This is a genomic window from Streptomyces filipinensis (assembly GCF_014649495.1).
Taxonomy (GTDB): domain Bacteria; phylum Actinomycetota; class Actinomycetes; order Streptomycetales; family Streptomycetaceae; genus Streptomyces; species Streptomyces filipinensis.
This window is the reverse complement of the sequence record NZ_BMTD01000022.1, coordinates 25,950-45,293: the sequence shown is the minus strand read 5'-3', so window position 1 is coordinate 45,293 and position 19,344 is coordinate 25,950. Positions and strand designations below refer to the sequence as shown.

The following is a 19,344-nucleotide window of genomic DNA, read 5'->3' as shown; positions in this document are numbered from 1 at the left end:
ACCGCGCGGGCCGCGGTCGCGGCGCCCACGGGGGTGGCGCCGTGAGCGCGGGCCTGCGCGGGATCGCCGCGGAGACGGAAGCGATCGTGGCGGCGGGCGGGTACCGCGCGCCGGACGGCCGGCAGGTGTCCCTGGCGGCGCAGATCGAGGCCGCGCGGAGCGGCACGCACCTGTTCGGGCCGCGGCCGCTCTCCCCGCGGGAACCCTTGCCGGTCCCGCGCCCGGCCACCGTCGTCGAGGTCACCGGGGAGAGCAGCCTGGAGGCCGCCCGCCGGCTGGCCGGAGCTCCGGTCGCCGTCCTGAACTTCGCGTCGGCCCGGAATCCGGGCGGCGGGTACCTCAACGGCGCACAGGCCCAGGAGGAGGCCCTGTGCCGCGCCTCCGCGCTGTACGCCTGCCTGCTGGCCGCCCGCTCCTTCTACGACCACCACCGCGCCCACCGCGACCCGTTCTACACGGACCGGGTGATCCACTCACCGGCCGTCCCGGTCTTCCGCGACGACCGGGGCCGGCTGCTGGCCGAGCCGTATCCCGCCGGCTTCCTGACCGCGGCCGCCCCCAACGCGGGCGTGGTACGGCGTACGGCACCCGAGCGCGCCGGCGAGCTCCCGGGTGCCCTGGCGGTACGGGCCGAGCGGGTGCTGGAGACGGCCGCCGTCCACGGTTATCGCCGCCTGGTGCTCGGCGCCTGGGGCTGCGGAGTGTTCCAGAACGCCCCCGCGCAGGTCGCGGGCGCGTTCCGGGCCCTGCTCGGCCCCGGCGGCCGCTTCGCCCGGACCTTCGAGCACGTGGTGTTCGGGGTGCTGGACCGGACGCCGGGGGCGGTCGTGCGGGAGGCGTTCACCCGGGCGTTCCCCGAGTCCCGCGACCGCACGGCCGACGCGCCGTACGCCGGTCAGGTCCAGCCGTAGCGTTCGTGCAGTCGCTGCCGGACGAGATTGAACCGCATCCGGTCCAGCGCGCACGCCTCACGGCGCATGCCCTCCTCGTGCAGCCGCAGCACACGGTCCACGTCCACCCACGAGTCCCGGCCCGACCGGTCCCACGGCCCGCTGCCGATCGCCACCCACTCCCGGTCGCCGTCGTGCCGCTTGCTGGACAGCTGTACGGCGAGGAAGGTGCCGGCCGCCTCGCGGGCGACGACCAGCACCGGGCGGTCCTTGCCCCGGCCGTCGTTCTCCTCGAACGGCACCCAGGTCCACACGATCTCGCCGGGGTCCGGGTCGCCGTCGTGGGCCGGGGAGTACTCGGTGCGCACCCGTCCGACCTCGTGCGGGTCGGCCTCGGCGGTCGCGTGGGGGCCGTGCCGGCCGGGTACGTTCTCATCGGTAAACGTGGTCACGGAGGCACCCTAGTGGGCCGCGCCGGAGCCGCAAGGGGCGCCCACCGTCCACAGGTTGCCGGAGGGGCGGCGGTAACGGGCATGGCCCGGCGACGCGCCGCCGGGCGGGGGAGCCGAGGCGTCGCCCGCCGCGCGGACGCGGCCGGTGCGGTCGGTCAGGAGCGAGGCGTCCGGTGGACCCGGCCGGCCCCGCACCGTGTACACCGCGCGCCCCGGCATGGAACGCGGCGGCACGCGGGGCTACCGGCTGCTCGCCCGCATGCCGCTCAGCCGGTGGGCGTCCGCCGACCCGGCGACGGCGCGCGAGGAGGCGATGGATTGGGGGCGGCCTCGCCGCCGTGACGCTCCTGTGCGCCACCGCCGTGGCCACCGAGCAGGACCGGGCGACGTGGCTCGCCGGTTCCCGGCGCGAGCAGGCGCGCGCTGCTGGTCGGCCGCCTCGCGGACCGGCCGTCAGGCGGCCCGCGAGGTGCGGGCGGTATCCGGCGGCCACCGTTCGTGCCAGCGCAGCTCCGCCTCCAGCTGGGCGGCGACGGACACCAGCAGCGGTTCGCTGTGGGCGGGCCCGAGCAGCTGCGCGCCCACCGGCAGACCGTCACCGACGAAGCCGGCGGGCACGTTGACGCCCGGCCAGCCCAGCACGTTCCACGGCCAGGCGTACGGGCAGGCGGCGATCATCGCGCGGTCCGTGGCCAGCCCGCGCAACCCGTACAGGGCGCCGATCCGGGGCGGGGGAGCGGCCGTCGTGGGTGCGAGGATCACGTCGTAGCGCTCGAAGAACGCGCCGATACGGCGGTGCAGCACCGCCTCCGCACGCCGGGCCGCCCGCAGCGGGGCGCCGCCGAGCAGCCGGCCGAGCCGGGCCGCGTCCCGGGTGCGCGGATCGAGCAGTGCCGGGTCGGGGGCCTCGCGGACCCAGTCGGCGATACCGGCGGTGGCGCGCGGCACGAACGTCAGCCCGATCCGCCCGTACGGCGGATCGGCCTCCTCGACGTCGTGCCCCGCCCCGGCCAGCCGCTCGGCCAGTTCCACGACCCGGGCGCGGACCTCCGGGTGCAGCCGGGCCGGTACGGCGGTGAACGGCGGCTTGAGGGACAGGGCGACGCGCAGCCGGCCCGGGTCGCGGCCGACCGCGTCCGCCACGGTCAGGGCGGGCGGCCGGTGCGGGTCCCGGTCGTGGTTGCCGCTCGCCGCGTCCAGCAGCAGGGCCGCGTCGGCGACGGTCCGGGCGAGGGTGCCGTTGACCGTGATGCCGTGGAAGGACTCGCCGCGCGGCCAGGTCGAGATACGGCCGCGCTGCGGCTTGATGCCGATCAGACCCGTCCACGAGGCCGGGATGCGCACCGATCCGGCGCCGTCCGAGCCGAGGGCGGCGGGCACGAGCCCGGCCGCGACGGCGGCGGCCGAGCCCCCGGACGAACCCCCGGGTGTGTGCCCGGTGTGCCACGGATTCCGGGTGTCCCCGAACGCCGCCCCCTCGGTGAACGGCCACTGTCCCAGCTCACAGGTGTTCGTCTTGCCGACGATCACGGCACCGGCCGCGCGCAGCCGCCGTACCGCCTCCCCGTCCTCGGCGACCGGTGGAAACGCGCCCCGGCAGCCGAACGCGGTCGGCTCGCCGGCCACGTCCATGTCGTCCTTCACCGCCACCGGCACCCCGAGCAGCGGGCGCCGTCTCCCGGCGGCCAGCTCCCGGTCGGCGGCGTCGGCTTCGGCGAGCGCGGCCTCGGCCCGCACGATCCGGAAGGCGTTCAGCGTCCCCTGCGTCGCCTCGATCCGCTCCAGCGCCCGTTCCACCAGCGCACGGGAGGTCACCGCTCCCTCGGCGAGCGCACGCCTGCTCTCCACCAGAGGGGCGGCACGGCCGTCCGACATGAGCGAGCACCTCCGGGAGGTTCCGGGACCGATGTCTACCGAACGGTAACGTCAGAGGAGGCGGCCGTACACGGTTTTCACGCGGATGTCTTCGGCGCCGGTCACCGCACTCCGGCCCACGGGGGGCGTCAGCGGGGCGCGCCTCATCGTTCCCACAGCCGCCGCAGCCAGGCCAGCCGGGCCGCGCGGGCCGCGCGGGAGAGGGCTGCCTGAGGGGCGAGGGCGTCGAAGCCGTGGAAGGCGCCCGGCCAGACGTGGAGTTCGGCCTCGCCGCCGCACTGCCAGATGCGGGACGCGTAGGCGACCACCTCGTCCCGGAAGGTCTCCGCGGAGCCCGCGTCGAGGTAGGCCGGGGGCAGGCCGGACAGATCGCCGGCGCGGGCCGGGGCGGCGTACGGCGGGACGTCGGGGCCGCCGCGGCGATCGCCGAGCAGCGCGGTCCAGGCCGTCTCGTTGGCGGTACGGTCCCAGACGCCGAAGCCCGCCAGCTGGCGGCTGGAGACCGATTCGCCGCGATCGTCGAGCATCGGGGCCATCAGCACCTGGCCGAGCAGGCGCGGGCCCCGCCGGTCGCGGCTCAGCAGGGCGAGCGCCGCGGCGAGACCACCGCCCGCGCTGGCGCCCACGACGACGATCCGGTCCGGGTCCCCGCCGATCTCCCGCGCGTGGCCGGCGGTCCACAGCAGGCCCGCGTACACGTCCTCCACCGGCGCCGGGTGCGGATGTTCGGGGGCGAGCCGGTACTCCACCGAGACCACGACCGCGCCCAGTTCGCGCGCCCACGCCAGGGGCTGGTCCACGCCGGCCCGGCCGGTGCCGAGCATCATGCCGCCGCCGTGCACGTGGTACAGCACCGGCAGCGGCGCCGCGGATCCGGCGCGCGCGGGGCGGCAGAGCAGGAGGGAGATGTCCGGGGCGCCCTCCGGGCCCGGCACCGTACGGTCCTCCGCCTCGAAGGCGCCGTCGAAGGTCACGTCCAGCAGACCGAGCAGTTCGCTGCCCGTGGCGCGGGCGGACTCCAGCTCGTCCAGGCTGAACCCGGGCGTGGCCGCGTCCCCCAGCTGTTCGAGCGCGGCGGCGAGTTCCGGATCGAGGGGCGGCGGGACCAGGGGCGGCATGGACTCTCCTGACGTGGCGTGCCGGCATACGGCCGACGTGGCGCGTGGGCGTACGAGCGGTGGGGTGCGTGGGCGTACCCGTTGGTCACACGCCTACCCCGTCGCGGGGCCGGGAGCGGCCTCCCGCGGCATCCGTTCGCCGGCCTGCCCGGACGCCCAGGTGCCGTACCAGCCCGAGCCCGGCCGACAGGGCGACCAGGGCGCACACCCCGGACCAGCCGTGCCCCGCGTACGCGCGGGTGCCGAGCCAGGAGCCGAGACCACCGCCCAGGTAGGCGCACGTCATGTAGGCGGTGTTGAGGCGGCTGCGGACGTCCGCGGCGAGGGCGTAGACGCGCACCTGGTTGGCGACCATGCCGGACTGCATGCCGACGTCCAGCAGCAGCGTGCCCGCCACGAGGGACAGCAGACCGGGGCTGCCGCCGAGACCGCCGAGGGCGAGGGTCGCCGCGGAGGCGAGGACCAGCAGGAAGCAGACCAGGTTCACCCGGTCGGCGCCCCGCCGGTCCACCAGCCGGCCCGCGAACGGCGTGACGAGCATGGTCACCGCGTTGACCAGCGCGAGCAGCCCGACCGCGTCCGCCCCGAAGCCGTACCGCGGCCCCGTCAGCAGCAGCGCCACCCCGGTCCACACGGCGGAGAAGCCGGCGAACACCGTCGCCTGGTAGAAGCACGAGCGGCGCAGGGCCGGTTCGGCGAACAGCAGGCGCACGGGCTCGGCGAGCAGGCGCGGATAGCGCTGCCGGGACGGCGGGACCGTGGCCGGGAGCGCGCGGGCCAGCAGCAGCGCGACGGCGAGCGTCAGCAGGGCCGCCAGGGCGTACGGCGCCCGCCAGCCCAGCCGGTCGCCGAGGGCGCCGCCGGCCGTGCGGGAGAGCAGCATGCCGGCCAGCGCCCCGCTCAGCAGGGTGCCGCCGGCCACCCCCCGCCGCTGCGGCGGGACCAGCCCCGCCGCCAGGGGGCCGGCCAGCGGGGCGATCACCGTGGCCGCGCCGACCAGCACGCTCGCCGCGAGCAGCGGCGGCAGCGCGGGCGCGGCGGCAGCGGCGCCGAGACCGAGGCCGGTCACGGTGAGCAGGGTGACCAGCAGCGGGCGGGCCGGCCGCCGGTCGCCGAGCGGGACGAGCAGGAAGATGCCCGCCGCGTAGCCGAACTGGGTCGCCGTCACCACCCCCGCCGCCGCGCCGGAGGGGACGCCGAGGCCCGCCGCCACGAGCGGGACGACGGCCTGCGGGAAGTACACGTTGCCGACCGCGACCCCGCAGGCCAGCGCCAGCAGCGGCACGAGTCGCGGAGTACGCTGCGCGGTGTGGTGATCCGTCATGTCCCGAAGTCCACGCCCTGCGGGGGCCGTTGGCGAACGATGTAGACGGGGGCTAAATGATCAGCTTCCGGCTCGGGGTCGACGACCTCGCCGACACCCGGTTCGCCATCTCCCCGCTCGGCGAACTGATGGAGAGCCTGCGCGTCCTGCGCGCCCCGGGTCTGCACCCCCTGCACCGCGGCTGGCGCCGCACCGCCCTCGCCGCCCTCGCCCCCGCCGATCTGCCCCTGCTGTCCGCCCTCGTCGGTCCGACGCTCGCCCTGCCCGACTTCCTGACGCCCCGGCCCACGGCCCCCGCGCCGTCGCTCGACGAGGAGCTGACCGTCGTACGGGCCACGCCCCCGGAGACCGTACGGCGCGACCTGTGCGCCGCGCACGCCCCGCGCCCGCTCCCCGGTGTGCTGCGGCAGGCCGCCGAACCCGGCGACGGCCCTGTCCTCGAACTCCTCGACACCCTCTGCTCGTTGCTGCGCCGCTACTGGCAGAGGACCCTGCTGCCGTACTGGCCCCGGATCCGGCTGGTCCTGGAGGCCGACATCACGCACCGCGCGGGACAGCTGGCCACCGGCGGCGCGCGGTCGCTCTTCTCCGCTCTGCACCCGAACCTCGACTGGCGCAACGGGGTGCTGACCGTCGACAAGATGATCGGCCGGCACGCGGTGGAGGGCGCCGGGCGGGGGCTGCGGCTGGTCCCGTCCGTGTTCGCGCACAAGCCGGCGCCCCCGATCAGCGCCGAGGTGCCGCCGATGCTCGCCTACCCGGGCCGGGGCACGGCGACCCTGTGGGAACCGCGGCCCGCGCCCGACGGCTCCGCGCTCACCGCCCTGCTGGGCGCGCCCCGGACCACCCTGCTACGGCTGCTCGCGGAACCCCTGCCCACGGTGGAACTCGCCCGTCGGCTCGGCGTGACCCCGAGCGCCGTCTCGCAGCACCTGCGGGTCCTGGACGCCACCGGTCTGGTGACACGGGCCCGGGACGGCCGCCGGGTGCTGTACCGGCGCAGCGCGCTGGCCGAGCGGCTGGTGTCGGACTGAAAGGCAGAGGGGCCGGACGGAGCCGGCCCCTTCTCGGTGATGTGCGTCAGGCGGCCGTGGCCTCGCCCACGTTGCCGTGCAGACGGGCGACGACCTCGGTCAGCTGGGCGGCGACCTCGGCGTCGTCCACCGGGTGGGTCTCGGCGAAGCGGGTCACGGAGCCGGGGATGGACAGCTTGATGTCCTCGATCACCTTGCCGCCGGCGATGCCCACGGCCTTACGGGTGTCGTCCTGCGCCCACACACCGCCGTACTGGCCGAAGGCGGTGCCGATCACGGCGACGGGCTTGCCGCCGAAGGCGCCGGCGCCGTACGGGCGGGACAGCCAGTCGATGGCGTTCTTCAGGACGGCCGGGATGGTGCCGTTGTACTCGGGGGAGAAGAGCAGGAAGGCGTCGGCGCCCTGCGCGGCCTCGCGCAGCTTGGCGGCGGCGTCCGGCACGCCGCCCTCGACGTCGATGTCCTCGTTGTAGAAGGGGACGTCGGCCAGGCCCTCGTACAGCACGACCTCGGCGCCCTCGGGAGCGAGCTTGACGGCGGCCTCGGCGAGCTGGCGGTTGTGCGAGCCGGCGCGGAGGCTGCCGACGAGCGCGAGGATGCGAACAGACATGAGAACTCCAAAGGGCTGAAACATCGCCGTTACGATCCGGACCGGGGTCCGCTTAATTCGTATCACCCTAAACGGACCGCGGTCCAGTTTTGTTCCGGATGCTTTACGCTGGCTTCATGTCCAGCGTCCTGCCGCCCTTCCCGCCGTCTCGAGAGCCCGTCGACGTGCCGCAAGTGCTGGAGGTCGGGCCGTCGCCCGAGGAACCGTGCCTGCGCGCCGACGCGGCGCGCAACCGGGCCCGGCTGCTGGACGCCGCCGCCCGGCTGATCGCGGAGCACGGGGTGGCCGGGGTCACCATGGAGGCGGTGGCCGCCGCGGCCCAGGTGGGCAAGGGGACGGTGTTCCGGCGCTTCGGTGACCGCACGGGGCTGCTGATGGCCCTGCTCGACCACTCCGACCGGCAGCTGCAGGCCGACTTCCTGGGCGGACCCCCGCCGCTGGGTCCCGGGGCGCCGCCCCTGGAGCGGCTGCGGGCGTTCGGTGTGGCGGTGCTGTACCGCTCGGCCGAGCGGCTCGATCTGCAGCTCGCCGCCCTGACGGAGCCGACCCGCCGGTTCTCCCACCCGGCGCACCAGGCCCTGCGCACCCACGTGGTCATGCTGCTGCGGCAGATCGTCCGGGACGCCGACTGCGAGCTGCTCGCCCAGACGCTGCTGGCCTCGCTCGACCCCGCGCTGATCCACTACCACACCAGGCAGTGCGGCATGCCCATGGAACGGCTGGAGGCCGGCTGGAGCGACCTGGTTGCCCGAGTGACCGGCACCCCGCAGCCCCGCTGAAAGCCGTGCCGCCGGAGCACTCGGGCGCCGGGACATCGGAGCACCGGCCACCGGGTCTGCCGGTTCGCCGAGCCCCGGCCCCTGATCCGCACGCGCCCCGGCCCGCCACCGACCGTCACGCGTCAAGCGCCCCGGCTTGCCCGCCATGTGTGACCAGCACCTGTCGGCCATCGCCCTGGCCGCGCGCCCCACGTTCGCGACGAACGCGTTCGCCGCAGGTCGGGAAGGCCGGATTTCGTCGAATGATGAACCACGCTGCCCCGCCTGCTCCCGGCCTCCGCCCCTCTGCCAAGATGCGGAGTGTCATGGTGCAGATACCGAACACGCCCACGAGTGCCGATGTGGCCCGCCTGGCCGGCGTCTCGCGCGCGACCGTGTCCTACGTCCTCAACAACACCAGCGCCGTACGGATCAGCGAACCGACGCGCCGGCGGGTGCGCGAGGCCGCACGGGAACTGGGGTACGTCCCCCACGCCGCAGCCCGCAGCCTGCGCGCCGGGCACAGCCGCATGGTCCTGATGCCCGCCCCGGCGATCCCCGTGGGCCCCCTGTACAGCAGGTTCCTCAGCGAGCTGCAGTGGGCGCTCGGCCGGCTCGACTACACCGTCGTGCAGTACGGCACCGTCGGCCTCCAGGGGGACGAAGCCGCCCGCGCCTGGGCGGAGTTGCGGCCGGTCGGCGTCCTGGTCCCCGGCGCGGAACTCGGGCCGCAGGGCGTCGGCGTCCTCAAACGCTCCGGTGCCCGAGCCGTGGTCACGCTCGGCCCCGGACGCGTCGAGGGCGCGCACGCCCTGCTGATGGACCACGGCACCGTCGGTCAGAGCGCGGCCGCCCACCTGTACGCCCAAGGCCGGCGCCGGATCGGCGTCGTGGTGCCCGAGGAACCCGGTCTGGAGGTGTACTCCCGGCCCCGGCTCGCCGGAGCGCGCCAGGCACTGCGGGGCACGGACGCCGTCGTGACGGAGCTGCCGCTCGCGTACACGGAGGAAGCGGCCGCACAACTCGCCTCACAGTGGCGGGAGTCGGGCCTGGACGCGGTGTTCGCCTACAACGACGAGTACGCGATGCTGCTGATGCGCGCCCTGCAGGACGAGGGTGTGCGCGTCCCCGAGGACGTGGCCGTGATCGGCGCCGACGACCTGATGCTCGGCCGGCTGCTGCGGCCCCGCCTGAGCACGGTCCACATCGACCTGCCCTCGGGCCGTGACCTCGCCGAACTGGTCGACCGGGCGGTGCGGAACCCCGGTGGCGAGCCGGAGGTCCACAAGGTTCTGGGTGCCTCGGTGATCCGCCGCGAGTCCAGCTGAGGCCGACGCCCCGCGGTCACCCGGTGAAGCCCTCGGGAGTGTTACCCGGCGTCGCCCTGCTGGGCGGCGATGCTCTTGCGGACCTCGTCCATGTCCAGGTTCCGGGCCTGCCCGATGATGTCCGCCAGGGCGGGCTCGGGAAGGGCGCCCGGCTGGGCGTAGACGGCGACCTTGTCACGGACGATCATCAGCGTCGGAATGGACTGGATGCCGAAGGCCGCGGCCAGCTCGGGCTGCGCCTCGGTGTCCACCTTGCCGAACACCAGGTCGGGATTGGCCTCGGCAGCCTTCTCGTACACGGGGGCGAACTGCCGGCAGGGCCCGCACCACTCCGCCCAGAAGTCGATGAGAACGAACTCGTTCTCCGTGACGGTCTGGTCGAAGTTCTCCTTGGTCAGCTCCACGGTGCTGCTGCTCATGGCGTGCTCCCTCGTTCCTAGGTGCGGGCGAAGCCGTGGGCACAACACGGTCACCCGGCGACGTATTCCGCGCCCCTACCCGTGTGGCCGTAGCGCACACCACCCACCAGACTGACCCCATGACGGAAACGGAAACCATCGCGTACGACGTCGTGGTGATCGGGGGCGGACCCGTGGGGGAGAACGTCGCCGACCGGACCCGCGCGGCCGGACTCAGCACCGCGGTCGTGGAGAGCGAACTGCTCGGCGGCGAGTGCTCCTACTGGGCGTGCATGCCCAGCAAGGCCCTGCTCAGGCCGGTCATCGCCCAGGCCGACGCGCGCCGCCTGCCCGGCCTGGCCCGGGCCGTCCAGAGCCCGCTCGACACCACGGCCGTCCTCGCCCGCCGGGACGAGTACACCTCCCACTGGAAGGACGACGGTCAGGTCGCCTGGCTGGAGGGCACCGGCGCCGACCTCTACCGCGGCCACGGCCGCCTCGCCGGACCCCGTACGGTGACCGTGACCGCCCCCGACGGAACGGTCACGACCCTCACCGCCCGGCACGCCGTCGCCGTCTCCACCGGCACCCGCGCCCAGCTCCCCGACCTGCCCGGCCTCGCCGAGGTGAGGCCCTGGACCAGCCGCGAGGCCACCAGTGCCAAGGCCGCGCCCGGCCGGCTGATCGTCGTCGGCGGCGGTGTCGTCGCCACCGAGATGGCCACCGCCTGGCAGGCCCTCGGGTCCCGGGTCACCCTGCTGGTGCGCGGCAAGGGCCTGCTGAACCGGATGGAGCCGTTCGCCGGGGAACTGGTCGCCGAGGCGCTCGCCGACGCGGGCGCCGACATCCGCACCGGCACCTCCGTGGAGTCCGTCAGCCGTGAGAACGGCAGCGTCGTCGCCGTCACCTCCGCCGGCGACCGGATCGAGGCCGACGAGATCCTCTTCGCCACGGGGCGCGTCCCGCACACCGACGACATCGGCCTGGACACCGTCGGCCGGGAACCCGGCTCCTGGCTGGACGTCGACGACACCCTCCGCGTCACCGGCACCGACTGGCTGTACGCCGTCGGCGACGTCAACCACCGGGCCCTGCTCACCCACCAGGGCAAGTACCAGGCCCGCATCGCCGGTGCCGCCATCGCCGCCCGGGCGGCCGGCGACCCCGTGCTGGACGAGTCCTGGGGCGCCCACGTGGCCACCGCCGACCACCACGCCGTACCCCAGGTCGTGTTCACCGACCCGGAGGCAGCCGCGGTCGGTCTCTCCCTCGCCGAGGCCGAACAGGCCGGGCACCGCGTCCGCGCCGTCGACGTCGAGTTCTCCTCGGTCGCGGGCGCCGGCCTGTACGGCGACGGCTACAAGGGGCGCGCCCGCATGGTGGTCGACCTGGAGGACGAGATCCTGCGCGGCGTCACCTTCGTCGGTCCCGGCGTCGGTGAACTCGTCCACTCGGCGACCGTCGCCGTCGCCGGCCGGGTCCCGGTCAGCCGGCTGTGGCACGCGGTCCCGTCGTACCCGACGCTGAGCGAGGTGTGGCTGCGGCTGCTGGAGGCCTACCGGGACAACTGAGCCCGCGATCAGGGGAGTTCGAAGCCGAGGGCCTCGGCCGCCGCCCGCGGTGTCGGCTGGGCCCACAGGGCCGCCACCGCCTCGTTCGTGGACAGGGAGCGCGGCTCGGCGCGGTCCAGGTAGAGCGTGCCCTCCAGGTGGTCCGTCTCGTGCTGGACGATCCGGGCGGGCCACCCGGTGAACAGCTCGTCCAGCGCGCGGCCGTGCTCGTCCTCGCCGCGCAGCCGCACCTCGGCGTGCCGGGCCACCACCGCCTGCCAGCCCGGCACGCTCAGACAGCCCTCGAAGAACGCGACGCGCGCGGTGCCGACGGGCTCGTACACCGGGTTGACCAGGACACGGAACGGCTGCGGAACCCGGCCCCGGGCCACCGCGACCTCCTCCGGCACCGGCGCCGGATCCTCGATCACCGCGATCCGCAGGGGCACACCGACCTGCGGGGCGGCGAGGCCCACCCCGGGCGCGGCGTGCATGGTGGCGCGCAGGGCCTCGATGAAGCGGGCGAGCAGGGCGGGGCCGAGCTGGCCGTCGTACGGCTCGGTGCCGCGCCGCAGCACCGGCTGCCCGGCGGCGACGATGGGCAGGGGGCCGCCGGCGGCGAGGAGTTCCTCGACCCGCTCGGCGAGCGGTGAGTGATCACGGGGAGGTGCCATCGCGTCAGCATGCCACGCCCTCCCGGCACCTCCTGTGGCACAGGTCACCAACACCCCGGGGAACTCCGTCCCTTGGCGGTCGACTACTGGACGGTCCCCGCTCGCGCCCCCGCCCCCCCCTCCCGCCGCCGCGCCCTGCGCAGGGTCCGCGGGACCGGCGGCCGGCGCCGCACCCTCGGACTGCACAGCACGGTCGGGGTGTGGACCGCCGCCGGGTTCCTCTTCCTGTCGGCGACCGGGCTGACCTGGTCGGCGTACGCCGGTGCGCACATCGACGAGCTGCGCACCTCGCCGGGCCGGGCCACCCCGTCCGTCTCGGCGTCCACGACCGGCGGCGAGCACGCGGGCCACGGCACGGCGGCCGGCCCCGGTGGCGCCCCTGGACACGGTGCCGGCCTGGACCAGGTGCTCGCGGGGGCCCGTACCGCGGGCCTGGGCGACCCGGTGGAGACCGTGCCGCCCGCCGACGCGCACAGCGCCTACGTCGTGCGGCAGATCCAGCGCAGCCGGCCGGAGAAGCAGGACTCCGTCGCCGTCGACCCCGTCACCGGCAAGGTCACCGACGAACTCCGGTTCGCCGACCACCCGGTGCTCGCCAAGCTCACCCGCCGGGGCATCGACCTGCACACCGGTGTTCGCCTCGGTCCGGTCAACCAGATCGCCCTCGCCGCGGTCGCCGTACCTACGGGGGTGCGCCCGGCATGAAGTAGCGTGGTCCGACACGCCGACGCCGGAGGGAGACGGAGATGGTGCGGGAAGACGGCCGGGGCCGGCGGCGCGGGCAGGGCGAGCTGGAGGGCCAGGTCCTCGGCGCACTGCGCGAGGCGGACGGACCGGTCACCGCGGCCTGGGTGCGGCAGCACCTCGGCGGCGACCTCGCCCACACCACCGTCGTCACCATCCTCACCCGGCTGCTCGCCAAGGACGTCGTCGCCCGCGAACGGCACGGCCGCTCCTTCCGGTGGACGCCGACGGGCGACGTCGCCCGGCTCGCCGCCCTGCGCATGCGCCGCCTGCTGGACGGCGAACGGGACCGCGAGGCCGTCCTGGCGAGTTTCGTCACCGCCCTGCCGCCGGGCGACGAAGAAGTCCTGAGGGCACTGCTCGACGTCCCGCACGCGGACGGCGCGGGTACGGAAGACTGACCGCCCATGGGGGTCTTCGTCTTCCTGCCACTGGTGCTTCCGCTGTCCGCGTGGCCGGTCGCCCGGCTCGCCGAGACGCGGCTGCATCCGCGCACCGCGACCCGGCTGCTGACGGCGGTCGCCGTCGTCATGGCCGGCTGCAGCACGCTCTGCCTGGCCCTGCTCATGGTCGTCGGCACCGCCCAGCTGCCCGGAAACCCGCTCCCCGACGGCTGGTCCGACCCACAGGTACGGGCCGCCGTCCCGTACGACGAGATCGCCGGACGGGCCGCCATCCCGGCCCTCGCCCTGGTCGCCGCCGCCTGCGCACGCTCCCTGCTCCGGCACCGTCGGGTCACCCGGCGCGCCCGCCGGGCCGTCGCCGCGCTGCGGGGCCCGACGGTGGCGGTGGTGCCCGACAGCACGCCGTACGCCTACGCCCTGCCCGGCGGCCGGGGCCGGATCGTCGTCAGCAGCGCGCTGCTGGCCGGGCTCGCTCCCGCCGAGCGGCGCGCCCTGTTCGCCCACGAACGCGCCCATCTGACGGCCCGCCACCACCGCCATCTGCTCGCCGCGCACCTGGCCGCCCGCGCCAACCCGTTCCTGCGGCCCCTGCGCACAGCCGTCGTCTACACCGCCGAGCGCTGGGCGGACGAGGAGGCGGCCCGGGCGGTCGGCGACCGGCGTACCGTCGCCCGCGCCATCGGCAGGGCCGCGCTGATGCTCGCCGGCACCCCCGCGCCCACCCTCGCCGCGCTCGCGGCCACCGGTCCCGTGCCACGCCGGGTGGCCGCGCTGCTGGCCCCCGCACCCGTGGCCCGTACCTGGCCGCCGGCCTGCACCTCGGTCGGCCTCGCCGTGTGGGGCGCCGCAGCCGGGGCGCTGGTGTCCGCGATGTCGTCGGCGAACTCCGCCGTCACCCTGTTCCTGATCCTGCACGCGACGGCCTCGCTCTGACGCGGGGGCACCCGGCCCCACCGCGCGCGGTCATGCCGAGGGCCCGGTTCCGTGCCGGGAACCGGGCCCCTGCGTACGGCTCACTTTCGCGGGAAGTCGCCCGCGAGCGCCGAGGCGATCCGCAGCTGCCGCTCCGCCTCCTCGTGCCGGCCCTGCCGCTGGAGCGTGCGGCCCAGCATCAGCCGGGCGTAGTGCTCCACCGGTTCACGCGCGACGATGAACCGCAACTCGGCCTCGGCGCGGCGCAGTTGGGCCGAGTGGTAGTAGGCGCGGGCCAGCAGCAGCCGGGGTCCGGTCTGCTCCGGCGCCTCCTCGACCAGCCCGGTCAGCACCCGCGCCGCACCGGCGTAGTCCTTGGCTTCGAAGAACCGCCGCGCGCGCTCCCAGCGCTCGGCCGGCGTGCCGTGGTCGTAGTACGTGGTCTCCATCTGAGTCTCCACTCGTGACCTCCTTCGGCGGCACAACGGGAGCAGGTTGTTGAATATTCCATCAACTGTTCCGCGGTGAAGCGGTAGCCTGCTCGTGAGGGCAGCCATGGCCGATGAGGTGCGCATCCGGCTCCTCGGCGGGTTCGCCGTGGCGGTCGCGGACCGCCCGGTCGCCGCCGGGGCGTGGCGGCTGCGCAAGGCCCGGAGCGTGGTGAAGCTGCTGTGCCTGTCACCGGGCCACCGCCTGCACCGGGAGCGGCTCTACGACCTTCTGTGGCCGGGCCTGGACCGGCCGGCCGCCGCCAACAACCTGCACCAGGCGCTGCACTCGGTACGGCGTGCCCTGGCCTCCGCGGGCGCCTCGGGCGATGTCGTCGTCCTCCGCGACGACATGGTGCTGCTCGGCCCCGACGGCGGCGTAGACATCGACCTCGACGCGTTCGACGAGGCCGCCCGGCGAGCCCTGGCGGACGGCGCGACCGCGGACTACCGTGCCGCGCTCGCCCTCGCCGCCGTCGGCCTGCTGCCCGAGGACCGCTACGAGCCCTGGGTGAGCGAGGCGGCCGAGGCACTGCGGACGCGGTGCACGGCCCTCCGGCTGGGCCTCGCCGAGGCACTGGAGCACGAGCACCAGGAGGCCGACGCGATCGAGGTGCTGCGGGCCCTGATCGCCGACGACCCGCTGCACGAGCCCGGCCACCGGGCCCTGATGCGGATCCTGGCCGGCGCAGGCCGCCGCCGGGAGGCGCTGACCGGCTACGAACAGCTGCGGGACGCGCTACAGCGCGACACCGGCGCCGACCCCGACCCGCGGACTCGCCGCCTCTACCGCGCGCTGCTGGCCGACTCGGTCGAGGCGCCCGCGCGGCCCGGGGACGACACCCGTCATCCGCTGCCCGCGCCCGCGACCGCCCTCGTCGGCCGGGAGCGTGAGATCGCCGAGGTGGAGCACCTGCTCGCCCGCGGCAGACTGCTGACCCTCACCGGGGCCGGCGGCTGCGGCAAGACCCGGCTCGCGCTGGCCGTGGCGGCGCGCCGGGGCGAGCAGTTCCGGGACGGCGCGTGCTTCGTGGACCTCGCCGCGCTGGCGGAACCCGACCTCGTACCCGAAGCCGTCGCCTCCGCGCTGGGACTGCACCTGCCGCCGTCCGGCGACAGCCTGGAGAACCTGGTCGCACAGCTCGGCGCCCGGGAGATGCTGCTGGTACTGGACAACTGCGAGCACCTGATCGACGCGTGCGCGTCGCTGGCCGCGCGGGTCATCGCCCGCTGCCGGGGCGTCTTCGTCCTCGCGACCAGCCGGGAGGCGCTGCGCAGTTACGGTGAACGCACCTTCCGGGTGCCCTCGCTCGGGCTGCCGGATCCGCGCCGGCTGCCCACCGTGGCGGAACTGGGCCGTTTCGCCTCCGTCCGGCTGTTCGCGGAGCGCGCCGCCGACGCCGACCCGGGATTCCGGCTGTCGCCGCAGAACGCGGCGGCCGTGGCCCAGATCTGCTTCCGGCTCGACGGGATGCCCCTGGCCCTGGAGCTCGCGGCGGCCCGGGTGCACGTACTGGCGCCGCGTCAGATCGCCGAACGCCTCGACGACGCGCTGGCGCTGCTCAGCCGGGGCACCCGGCACGGCGTGACCCGGCAGGAGACACTGCTGGCCACCCTGGAGTGGAGCCACCGGCTGCTCGACGAAGAGGAACGGCGCCTGTTCCGGCGGCTGGCCGTCTTCGCGGGCGGGTTCTCCCTCGCCGCGGCCGAGGACGTGTGCGCGGACACCGCACAGGACACCGCCGTGCTCGACGTCCTGGGCCGGCTCGCCGACAAGTCGCTGGTCTCGGTGGAGGCCCGGCAGGACGAGGTCCGCTACCGGCTGCTCGAGACGATCCGCCAGTACGCCGCGGACCGCCTCCGGGCCGCCGGGGAACAAGCGGCCACCGAGGCCCGGCACCGGCGCCACTACCTGGCACTCGCCGAGGCCCGGGACCGCGAGCCGCCCACCGGTGTCTCGGGAGCGGCGTCGCTGGAACTGGAGGCCGACCACGGCAACCTCCGGGCCGCGCTGCGCTCCCTGCTGCGCCACGAACCGGACGACGCGCTCCGCCTGGCCGCCGCGCTGCGCTCGTTCTGGCCGGAACGCGGGCACCTCGCCGAGGGCCGCAGGTGGCTGGAGGACGCCCTGGCCGCCGCACCGGAGCCCTCCCCGCAGCGGGCGCGGGCGCTGATGGGGCGGGCCGTGCTGGCGATCCGCCTCGGTGACGGCTCCCCCCTGGAGGACATCGCAGGGCAGCTCGTCCGGATGCACCGGCGGCGGCCGGACCCGGCGGCGCTGGCGAACGCGTACGGACAGCAGGCGGTCCTGCTCTGGATGAGCGGCGCGTGGGACGACGCCCGCACCGCCCTCGGCCTGGCCCGCACCCTCGCCCACGAGGCCGGCGCCCCCGCGGTCCTCGCCGCCGCCGCGCACCTGGAGGGTGTCTGGGCCGTGTGCCGGGGCGAGGGCCGGGCGGCCCGCCGGGCCTGCGCGGAAAGCATCCGGCTGCTGGAGGACGTCGAGGCCGGCACCGAACCGTTCTTCCCGGTCATGACCCCGGGCTACGCGGCCGGGACCGACACGGCCGGGCAGGTGTCGCTGTTCTTCGAGGAGACGGTCCTCGCCGGCCGCACGGTCGGCCCGGCGCGGGCACGCGGCTACGCCCTGGCCAACCTGGCGTGGGCGGGCCGCCTGGACGGTGACACCGGCTCAGCCGTCGCGGCGGCCGAACACAGCGCCGACTGCTTCCGCGCGCTCGACGACCCGCACGGGGAGTCCCTGGCCCTCAACGTCCTCGGCAACGTCCACCGCGGCCACGGCGACCACGACACGGCGAGGAAGCACCTGGAGACGGCACTGGCGATCAGACGCCGGCTCGGCGACCGCCGCGAGGAGGGCATCACCCTCGGTTGCCTGGGCCTGCTCCACCTGGCCGACGGCGACACGGACGGCGCGCGGGCGACCATCGCCCGGGCCCTCGCCGGCTTCGAGGAGACCGACGACATCCCGGGCGCCACCAACAGCCTGCTCCATCTCTCCCTCGTCGCCCGGGCCGCCGGTGACCCGGCGCGGGCCCGTACGCTGCTGACCCGCGCCCAGCGCCTGGAGCACATCGCCGGATCGCACCCCGCCGCCGGATGGGCCGCCCTCATGCTGGCGCAGCTGCTGTGGCGCGCGGGCGACCGCGAGGCCGCCGACGCGGCGGCGGCCCGGGCCGGTGACCTCTTCGCCCACTTCGGCGACACCCGCGGCCAGGCCGTCCTGCGGCGCTCGACGCCCCGGCGGCCCACCGGCAAAGCGGCTGCTGAGTGACTGCTAAGAGGGGCTCCCTACGGTCCTGGGTGTCAGCGAAGAACACGCACACCAAGGAGCTGACCATGTCGATCGACACGGCCCGGGGCATCCTGGGGGACGCCACCCTCGCCGAACTGGAGGCAGGCCTGCGCGGCAGCGTCGTCCGTCCCGGCGACGCCGAGTACGACCAGGCCCGCGCGGTCTGGAACGGGGCCCACGACAAACACCCGGCCGTGATCGTGCGCTGCGCCGGGACCGCGGACGTGATCCGTGCCGTCGAGTTCGCCCGCAGCCAGGACCTGCTCGTCGCGGTGCGCGGCGGCGCGCACAGCATCGCCGGGTTCTCGACCTGCGACGACGGGATCGTCATCGACCTGTCGCCGATGAAGGGCGCCGTCGTCGATCCCGCGCGGCGCCGGGTGGTCGCCCAGGCCGGCATGACCTGGGGGGACCTCGACCACGAGACCCAGGCCTTCGGACTCGCCGTGACCGGCGGCCTGGTGTCCACCACGGGCATCGCCGGATTCACCCTCGGCGGCGGGGTGGGCTGGCTGCTGCGCCGCCATGGGCTGGCCTCCGACAACCTGACGGCGGCCGAGGTGGTCACCGCGGACGGCCGCGTGGTCCGCGCCGGCCCGGACGAGCACCCCGAGCTGTTCTGGGCCCTGCGGGGCGGCGGCGGCAACTTCGGTGTCGTCACGTCCCTCGAGTACCAGCTGCACCCGGTGGGCCCCCAGGTCCTGGCCGGCCTGATCGTCTATCCGCTCGAAGAGGCCCGGCAGGTCGTCACCGGCTGGCGCGCACTGATCGGCGACGCCCCCGACGACCTGACGACACTCGTCAACCTGACGACGGCGCCTCCGCTGCCGTTCCTGCCCGAGGAGGTCCACGGCACCCGCGTCGTGGCCGTACTCGGCATGTACGCCGGCGACCCGGCGGCGGGCGAGGCGGCCGTCGGTCCGCTGCGCACGCTCGGGACGCCCATCGCCGACGTCATGGGCCCCATGCCGTACACCGCGATGCAGTCGCTGCTCGACCCGCTGTGGGCGGCCGGCGCCCCCACCTACTTCACGTCCGCGTTCATCGAGCCGTCCGACGCCGCGATCGACGCTCTGCTGCGACGGCACCTGACGACACCCACCCCGTTCAGCGAACTGCACCTGCACCAACTGGGCGGTGCGTTCGCCCGTGTCCCGGCCGAGGCCACGGCCTTCAGCCAGCGGGAGGCGAGCGTGCTGTGCAACGTGATCGCGCGGTCCCCCGACAGGGTGGGTTTCGACACCCACGTCGCCTGGGCCCGCGGTGCCCGCGAGGAGATCGCACGCCACGGGCACGGGGCCATGTACGTCAACTTCACCGGTGACGCCGCCGAGGACAAGGTGCGCGCCTCGTACCCCGACGCGGTGTACGAACGGCTGGTGAGCGTGAAGGACACCTACGATCCGACCAACCTGTTCCGCCTCAACCAGAACATCCGCCCTTCGGCGCCGGTGTGACCGCGGCTCGGG

The 19,344-nt window shown here is 75.3% G+C and carries 17 protein-coding genes and 1 pseudogene; 10 read left to right on the top strand and 8 right to left on the bottom strand.

Going from position 1 to position 19,344, the window contains the following annotated elements; genetic code table 11:
• Window positions 1–41 precede the first annotated feature (41 nt).
• Window positions 42–911 (top strand): TIGR02452 family protein, encoded by an 870-nt coding sequence (locus tag IE244_RS34850; protein ID WP_191877583.1) that lies wholly within the window; start codon window positions 42–44, stop codon window positions 909–911.
• Here the strand turns inward: IE244_RS34850 and IE244_RS34845 are convergent.
• The 4 genes from IE244_RS34845 to IE244_RS34830 form a co-directional block, all read right to left on the bottom strand.
• The gene (locus IE244_RS34845) at window positions 896–1,342 is read right to left on the bottom strand and encodes a type II toxin-antitoxin system PemK/MazF family toxin (protein WP_031171464.1); all 447 of its coding nucleotides are present in this window, start codon (window positions 1,340–1,342) and stop codon (window positions 896–898) included. The genes IE244_RS34850 and IE244_RS34845 overlap by 16 nt on opposite strands.
• Window positions 1,343–1,795: 453 nt before the next feature.
• Complete coding sequence (locus tag IE244_RS34840; RefSeq protein WP_191877582.1) at window positions 1,796–3,217, bottom strand: amidase; 1,422 nt, start codon at window positions 3,215–3,217, stop codon at window positions 1,796–1,798.
• A 143-nt stretch (window positions 3,218–3,360) separates the two neighbouring features.
• The gene (locus IE244_RS34835) at window positions 3,361–4,335 is read right to left on the bottom strand and encodes an alpha/beta hydrolase fold domain-containing protein (RefSeq protein ID WP_191877581.1); all 975 of its coding nucleotides are present in this window, start codon (window positions 4,333–4,335) and stop codon (window positions 3,361–3,363) included.
• An 85-nt stretch (window positions 4,336–4,420) separates the two neighbouring features.
• On the bottom strand, window positions 4,421–5,659 hold the full coding sequence (locus tag IE244_RS34830; protein WP_191877580.1) for an MFS transporter: 1,239 nt from the start codon (window positions 5,657–5,659) through the stop codon (window positions 4,421–4,423).
• A gap of 56 nt (window positions 5,660–5,715) precedes the next feature.
• Here IE244_RS34830 and IE244_RS34825 point away from each other — a divergent pair, with 56 nt between their 5' ends.
• Window positions 5,716–6,693, top strand: coding sequence for an ArsR/SmtB family transcription factor (locus IE244_RS34825; RefSeq protein ID WP_191877579.1), 978 nt, complete (start codon window positions 5,716–5,718; stop codon window positions 6,691–6,693).
• A 46-nt stretch (window positions 6,694–6,739) separates the two neighbouring features.
• Here the strand turns inward: IE244_RS34825 and IE244_RS34820 are convergent, their stop codons facing one another.
• On the bottom strand, window positions 6,740–7,303 hold the full coding sequence (locus IE244_RS34820; RefSeq protein WP_031171473.1) for an NAD(P)H-dependent oxidoreductase: 564 nt from the start codon (window positions 7,301–7,303) through the stop codon (window positions 6,740–6,742).
• Window positions 7,304–7,401: 98 nt separating this feature from the next.
• Here IE244_RS34820 and IE244_RS34815 point away from each other — a divergent pair, with 98 nt between their 5' ends.
• On the top strand, window positions 7,402–8,082 hold the full coding sequence (locus IE244_RS34815; RefSeq protein WP_191877578.1) for a TetR/AcrR family transcriptional regulator: 681 nt from the start codon (window positions 7,402–7,404) through the stop codon (window positions 8,080–8,082).
• Window positions 8,083–8,387: 305 nt separating this feature from the next.
• Window positions 8,388–9,389, top strand: coding sequence for a LacI family DNA-binding transcriptional regulator (locus IE244_RS34810; RefSeq protein ID WP_373305808.1), 1,002 nt, complete (start codon window positions 8,388–8,390; stop codon window positions 9,387–9,389).
• Window positions 9,390–9,430: 41 nt separating this feature from the next.
• Here the strand turns inward: IE244_RS34810 and trxA are convergent, their stop codons facing one another.
• Window positions 9,431–9,808 carry a thioredoxin gene (gene trxA / locus IE244_RS34805; RefSeq protein WP_191877576.1) on the bottom strand — a complete coding sequence of 126 codons (378 nt, stop codon included), beginning with the start codon at window positions 9,806–9,808 and terminating at the stop codon, window positions 9,431–9,433.
• A 119-nt stretch (window positions 9,809–9,927) separates the two neighbouring features.
• Between trxA and IE244_RS34800 the strand changes: the two genes are divergently transcribed.
• Window positions 9,928–11,358 (top strand): dihydrolipoyl dehydrogenase family protein, encoded by a 1,431-nt coding sequence (locus tag IE244_RS34800; protein ID WP_191877575.1) that lies wholly within the window; start codon window positions 9,928–9,930, stop codon window positions 11,356–11,358.
• 8 nt (window positions 11,359–11,366) lie between these two features.
• On the opposite strand, the gene IE244_RS34795 is transcribed toward IE244_RS34800, so the two are convergent.
• Complete coding sequence (locus IE244_RS34795) at window positions 11,367–12,011, bottom strand: peptide deformylase (protein ID WP_191877574.1); 645 nt, start codon at window positions 12,009–12,011, stop codon at window positions 11,367–11,369.
• 120 nt (window positions 12,012–12,131) lie between these two features.
• On the opposite strand from IE244_RS34795, the pseudogene IE244_RS34790 reads away from it, so the two are divergent.
• The 3 genes and pseudogenes from IE244_RS34790 to IE244_RS34780 all read left to right on the top strand — a co-directional run.
• Window positions 12,132–12,692 (top strand): annotated as a pseudogene (locus IE244_RS34790) (PepSY domain-containing protein); the annotation flags it as partial.
• Window positions 12,693–12,757: 65 nt separating this feature from the next.
• Window positions 12,758–13,156, top strand: a complete 399-nt coding sequence (locus tag IE244_RS34785; protein WP_191877572.1) for a BlaI/MecI/CopY family transcriptional regulator — start codon at window positions 12,758–12,760, stop codon at window positions 13,154–13,156.
• 6 nt (window positions 13,157–13,162) lie between these two features.
• Entirely contained in the window at window positions 13,163–14,092 is a 930-nt protein-coding gene (locus IE244_RS34780) for a M56 family metallopeptidase (protein ID WP_191877571.1), read from the top strand.
• Between the two features lie 80 nt (window positions 14,093–14,172).
• On the opposite strand, the gene IE244_RS34775 is transcribed toward IE244_RS34780, so the two are convergent.
• Window positions 14,173–14,520, bottom strand: coding sequence for a tetratricopeptide repeat protein (locus IE244_RS34775; protein ID WP_191877657.1), 348 nt, complete (start codon window positions 14,518–14,520; stop codon window positions 14,173–14,175).
• Between the two features lie 106 nt (window positions 14,521–14,626).
• Between IE244_RS34775 and IE244_RS34770 the strand changes: the two genes are divergently transcribed.
• A complete protein-coding gene (locus tag IE244_RS34770; RefSeq protein ID WP_191877570.1) occupies window positions 14,627–17,854 on the top strand; it encodes an ATP-binding protein in 3,228 nt (1,075 codons plus the stop codon).
• A 65-nt stretch (window positions 17,855–17,919) separates the two neighbouring features.
• On the top strand, window positions 17,920–19,332 hold the full coding sequence (locus tag IE244_RS34765; RefSeq protein WP_191877569.1) for an FAD-binding oxidoreductase: 1,413 nt from the start codon (window positions 17,920–17,922) through the stop codon (window positions 19,330–19,332).
• Window positions 19,333–19,344 lie beyond the last annotated feature (12 nt).

What these genes read in the sequence shown, in the direction of transcription:
- IE244_RS34830 (WP_191877580.1), bottom strand. Translation starts at nt 5,659, where the DNA reads ATGACGGATCACCACACCGCGCAGCGTACTCCGCGACTCGTGCCGCTG.
- IE244_RS34815 (WP_191877578.1), top strand. Translation starts at nt 7,402, where the DNA reads ATGCTTTACGCTGGCTTCATGTCCAGCGTCCTGCCGCCCTTCCCGCCG.
- IE244_RS34765 (WP_191877569.1), top strand. Translation starts at nt 17,920, where the DNA reads ATGTCGATCGACACGGCCCGGGGCATCCTGGGGGACGCCACCCTCGCC.
- IE244_RS34780 (WP_191877571.1), top strand. Translation starts at nt 13,163, where the DNA reads ATGGGGGTCTTCGTCTTCCTGCCACTGGTGCTTCCGCTGTCCGCGTGG.
- IE244_RS34840 (WP_191877582.1), bottom strand. Translation starts at nt 3,217, where the DNA reads ATGTCGGACGGCCGTGCCGCCCCTCTGGTGGAGAGCAGGCGTGCGCTC.
- IE244_RS34825 (WP_191877579.1), top strand. Translation starts at nt 5,716, where the DNA reads ATGATCAGCTTCCGGCTCGGGGTCGACGACCTCGCCGACACCCGGTTC.
- IE244_RS34775 (WP_191877657.1), bottom strand. Translation starts at nt 14,520, where the DNA reads ATGGAGACCACGTACTACGACCACGGCACGCCGGCCGAGCGCTGGGAG.
- IE244_RS34800 (WP_191877575.1), top strand. Translation starts at nt 9,928, where the DNA reads ATGACGGAAACGGAAACCATCGCGTACGACGTCGTGGTGATCGGGGGC.
- trxA (WP_191877576.1), bottom strand. Translation starts at nt 9,808, where the DNA reads ATGAGCAGCAGCACCGTGGAGCTGACCAAGGAGAACTTCGACCAGACC.
- IE244_RS34835 (WP_191877581.1), bottom strand. Translation starts at nt 4,335, where the DNA reads ATGCCGCCCCTGGTCCCGCCGCCCCTCGATCCGGAACTCGCCGCCGCG.
- IE244_RS34810 (WP_373305808.1), top strand. Translation starts at nt 8,388, where the DNA reads ATGGTGCAGATACCGAACACGCCCACGAGTGCCGATGTGGCCCGCCTG.
- IE244_RS34820 (WP_031171473.1), bottom strand. Translation starts at nt 7,303, where the DNA reads ATGTCTGTTCGCATCCTCGCGCTCGTCGGCAGCCTCCGCGCCGGCTCG.
- IE244_RS34770 (WP_191877570.1), top strand. Translation starts at nt 14,627, where the DNA reads ATGGCCGATGAGGTGCGCATCCGGCTCCTCGGCGGGTTCGCCGTGGCG.
- IE244_RS34795 (WP_191877574.1), bottom strand. Translation starts at nt 12,011, where the DNA reads ATGGCACCTCCCCGTGATCACTCACCGCTCGCCGAGCGGGTCGAGGAA.
- IE244_RS34785 (WP_191877572.1), top strand. Translation starts at nt 12,758, where the DNA reads ATGGTGCGGGAAGACGGCCGGGGCCGGCGGCGCGGGCAGGGCGAGCTG.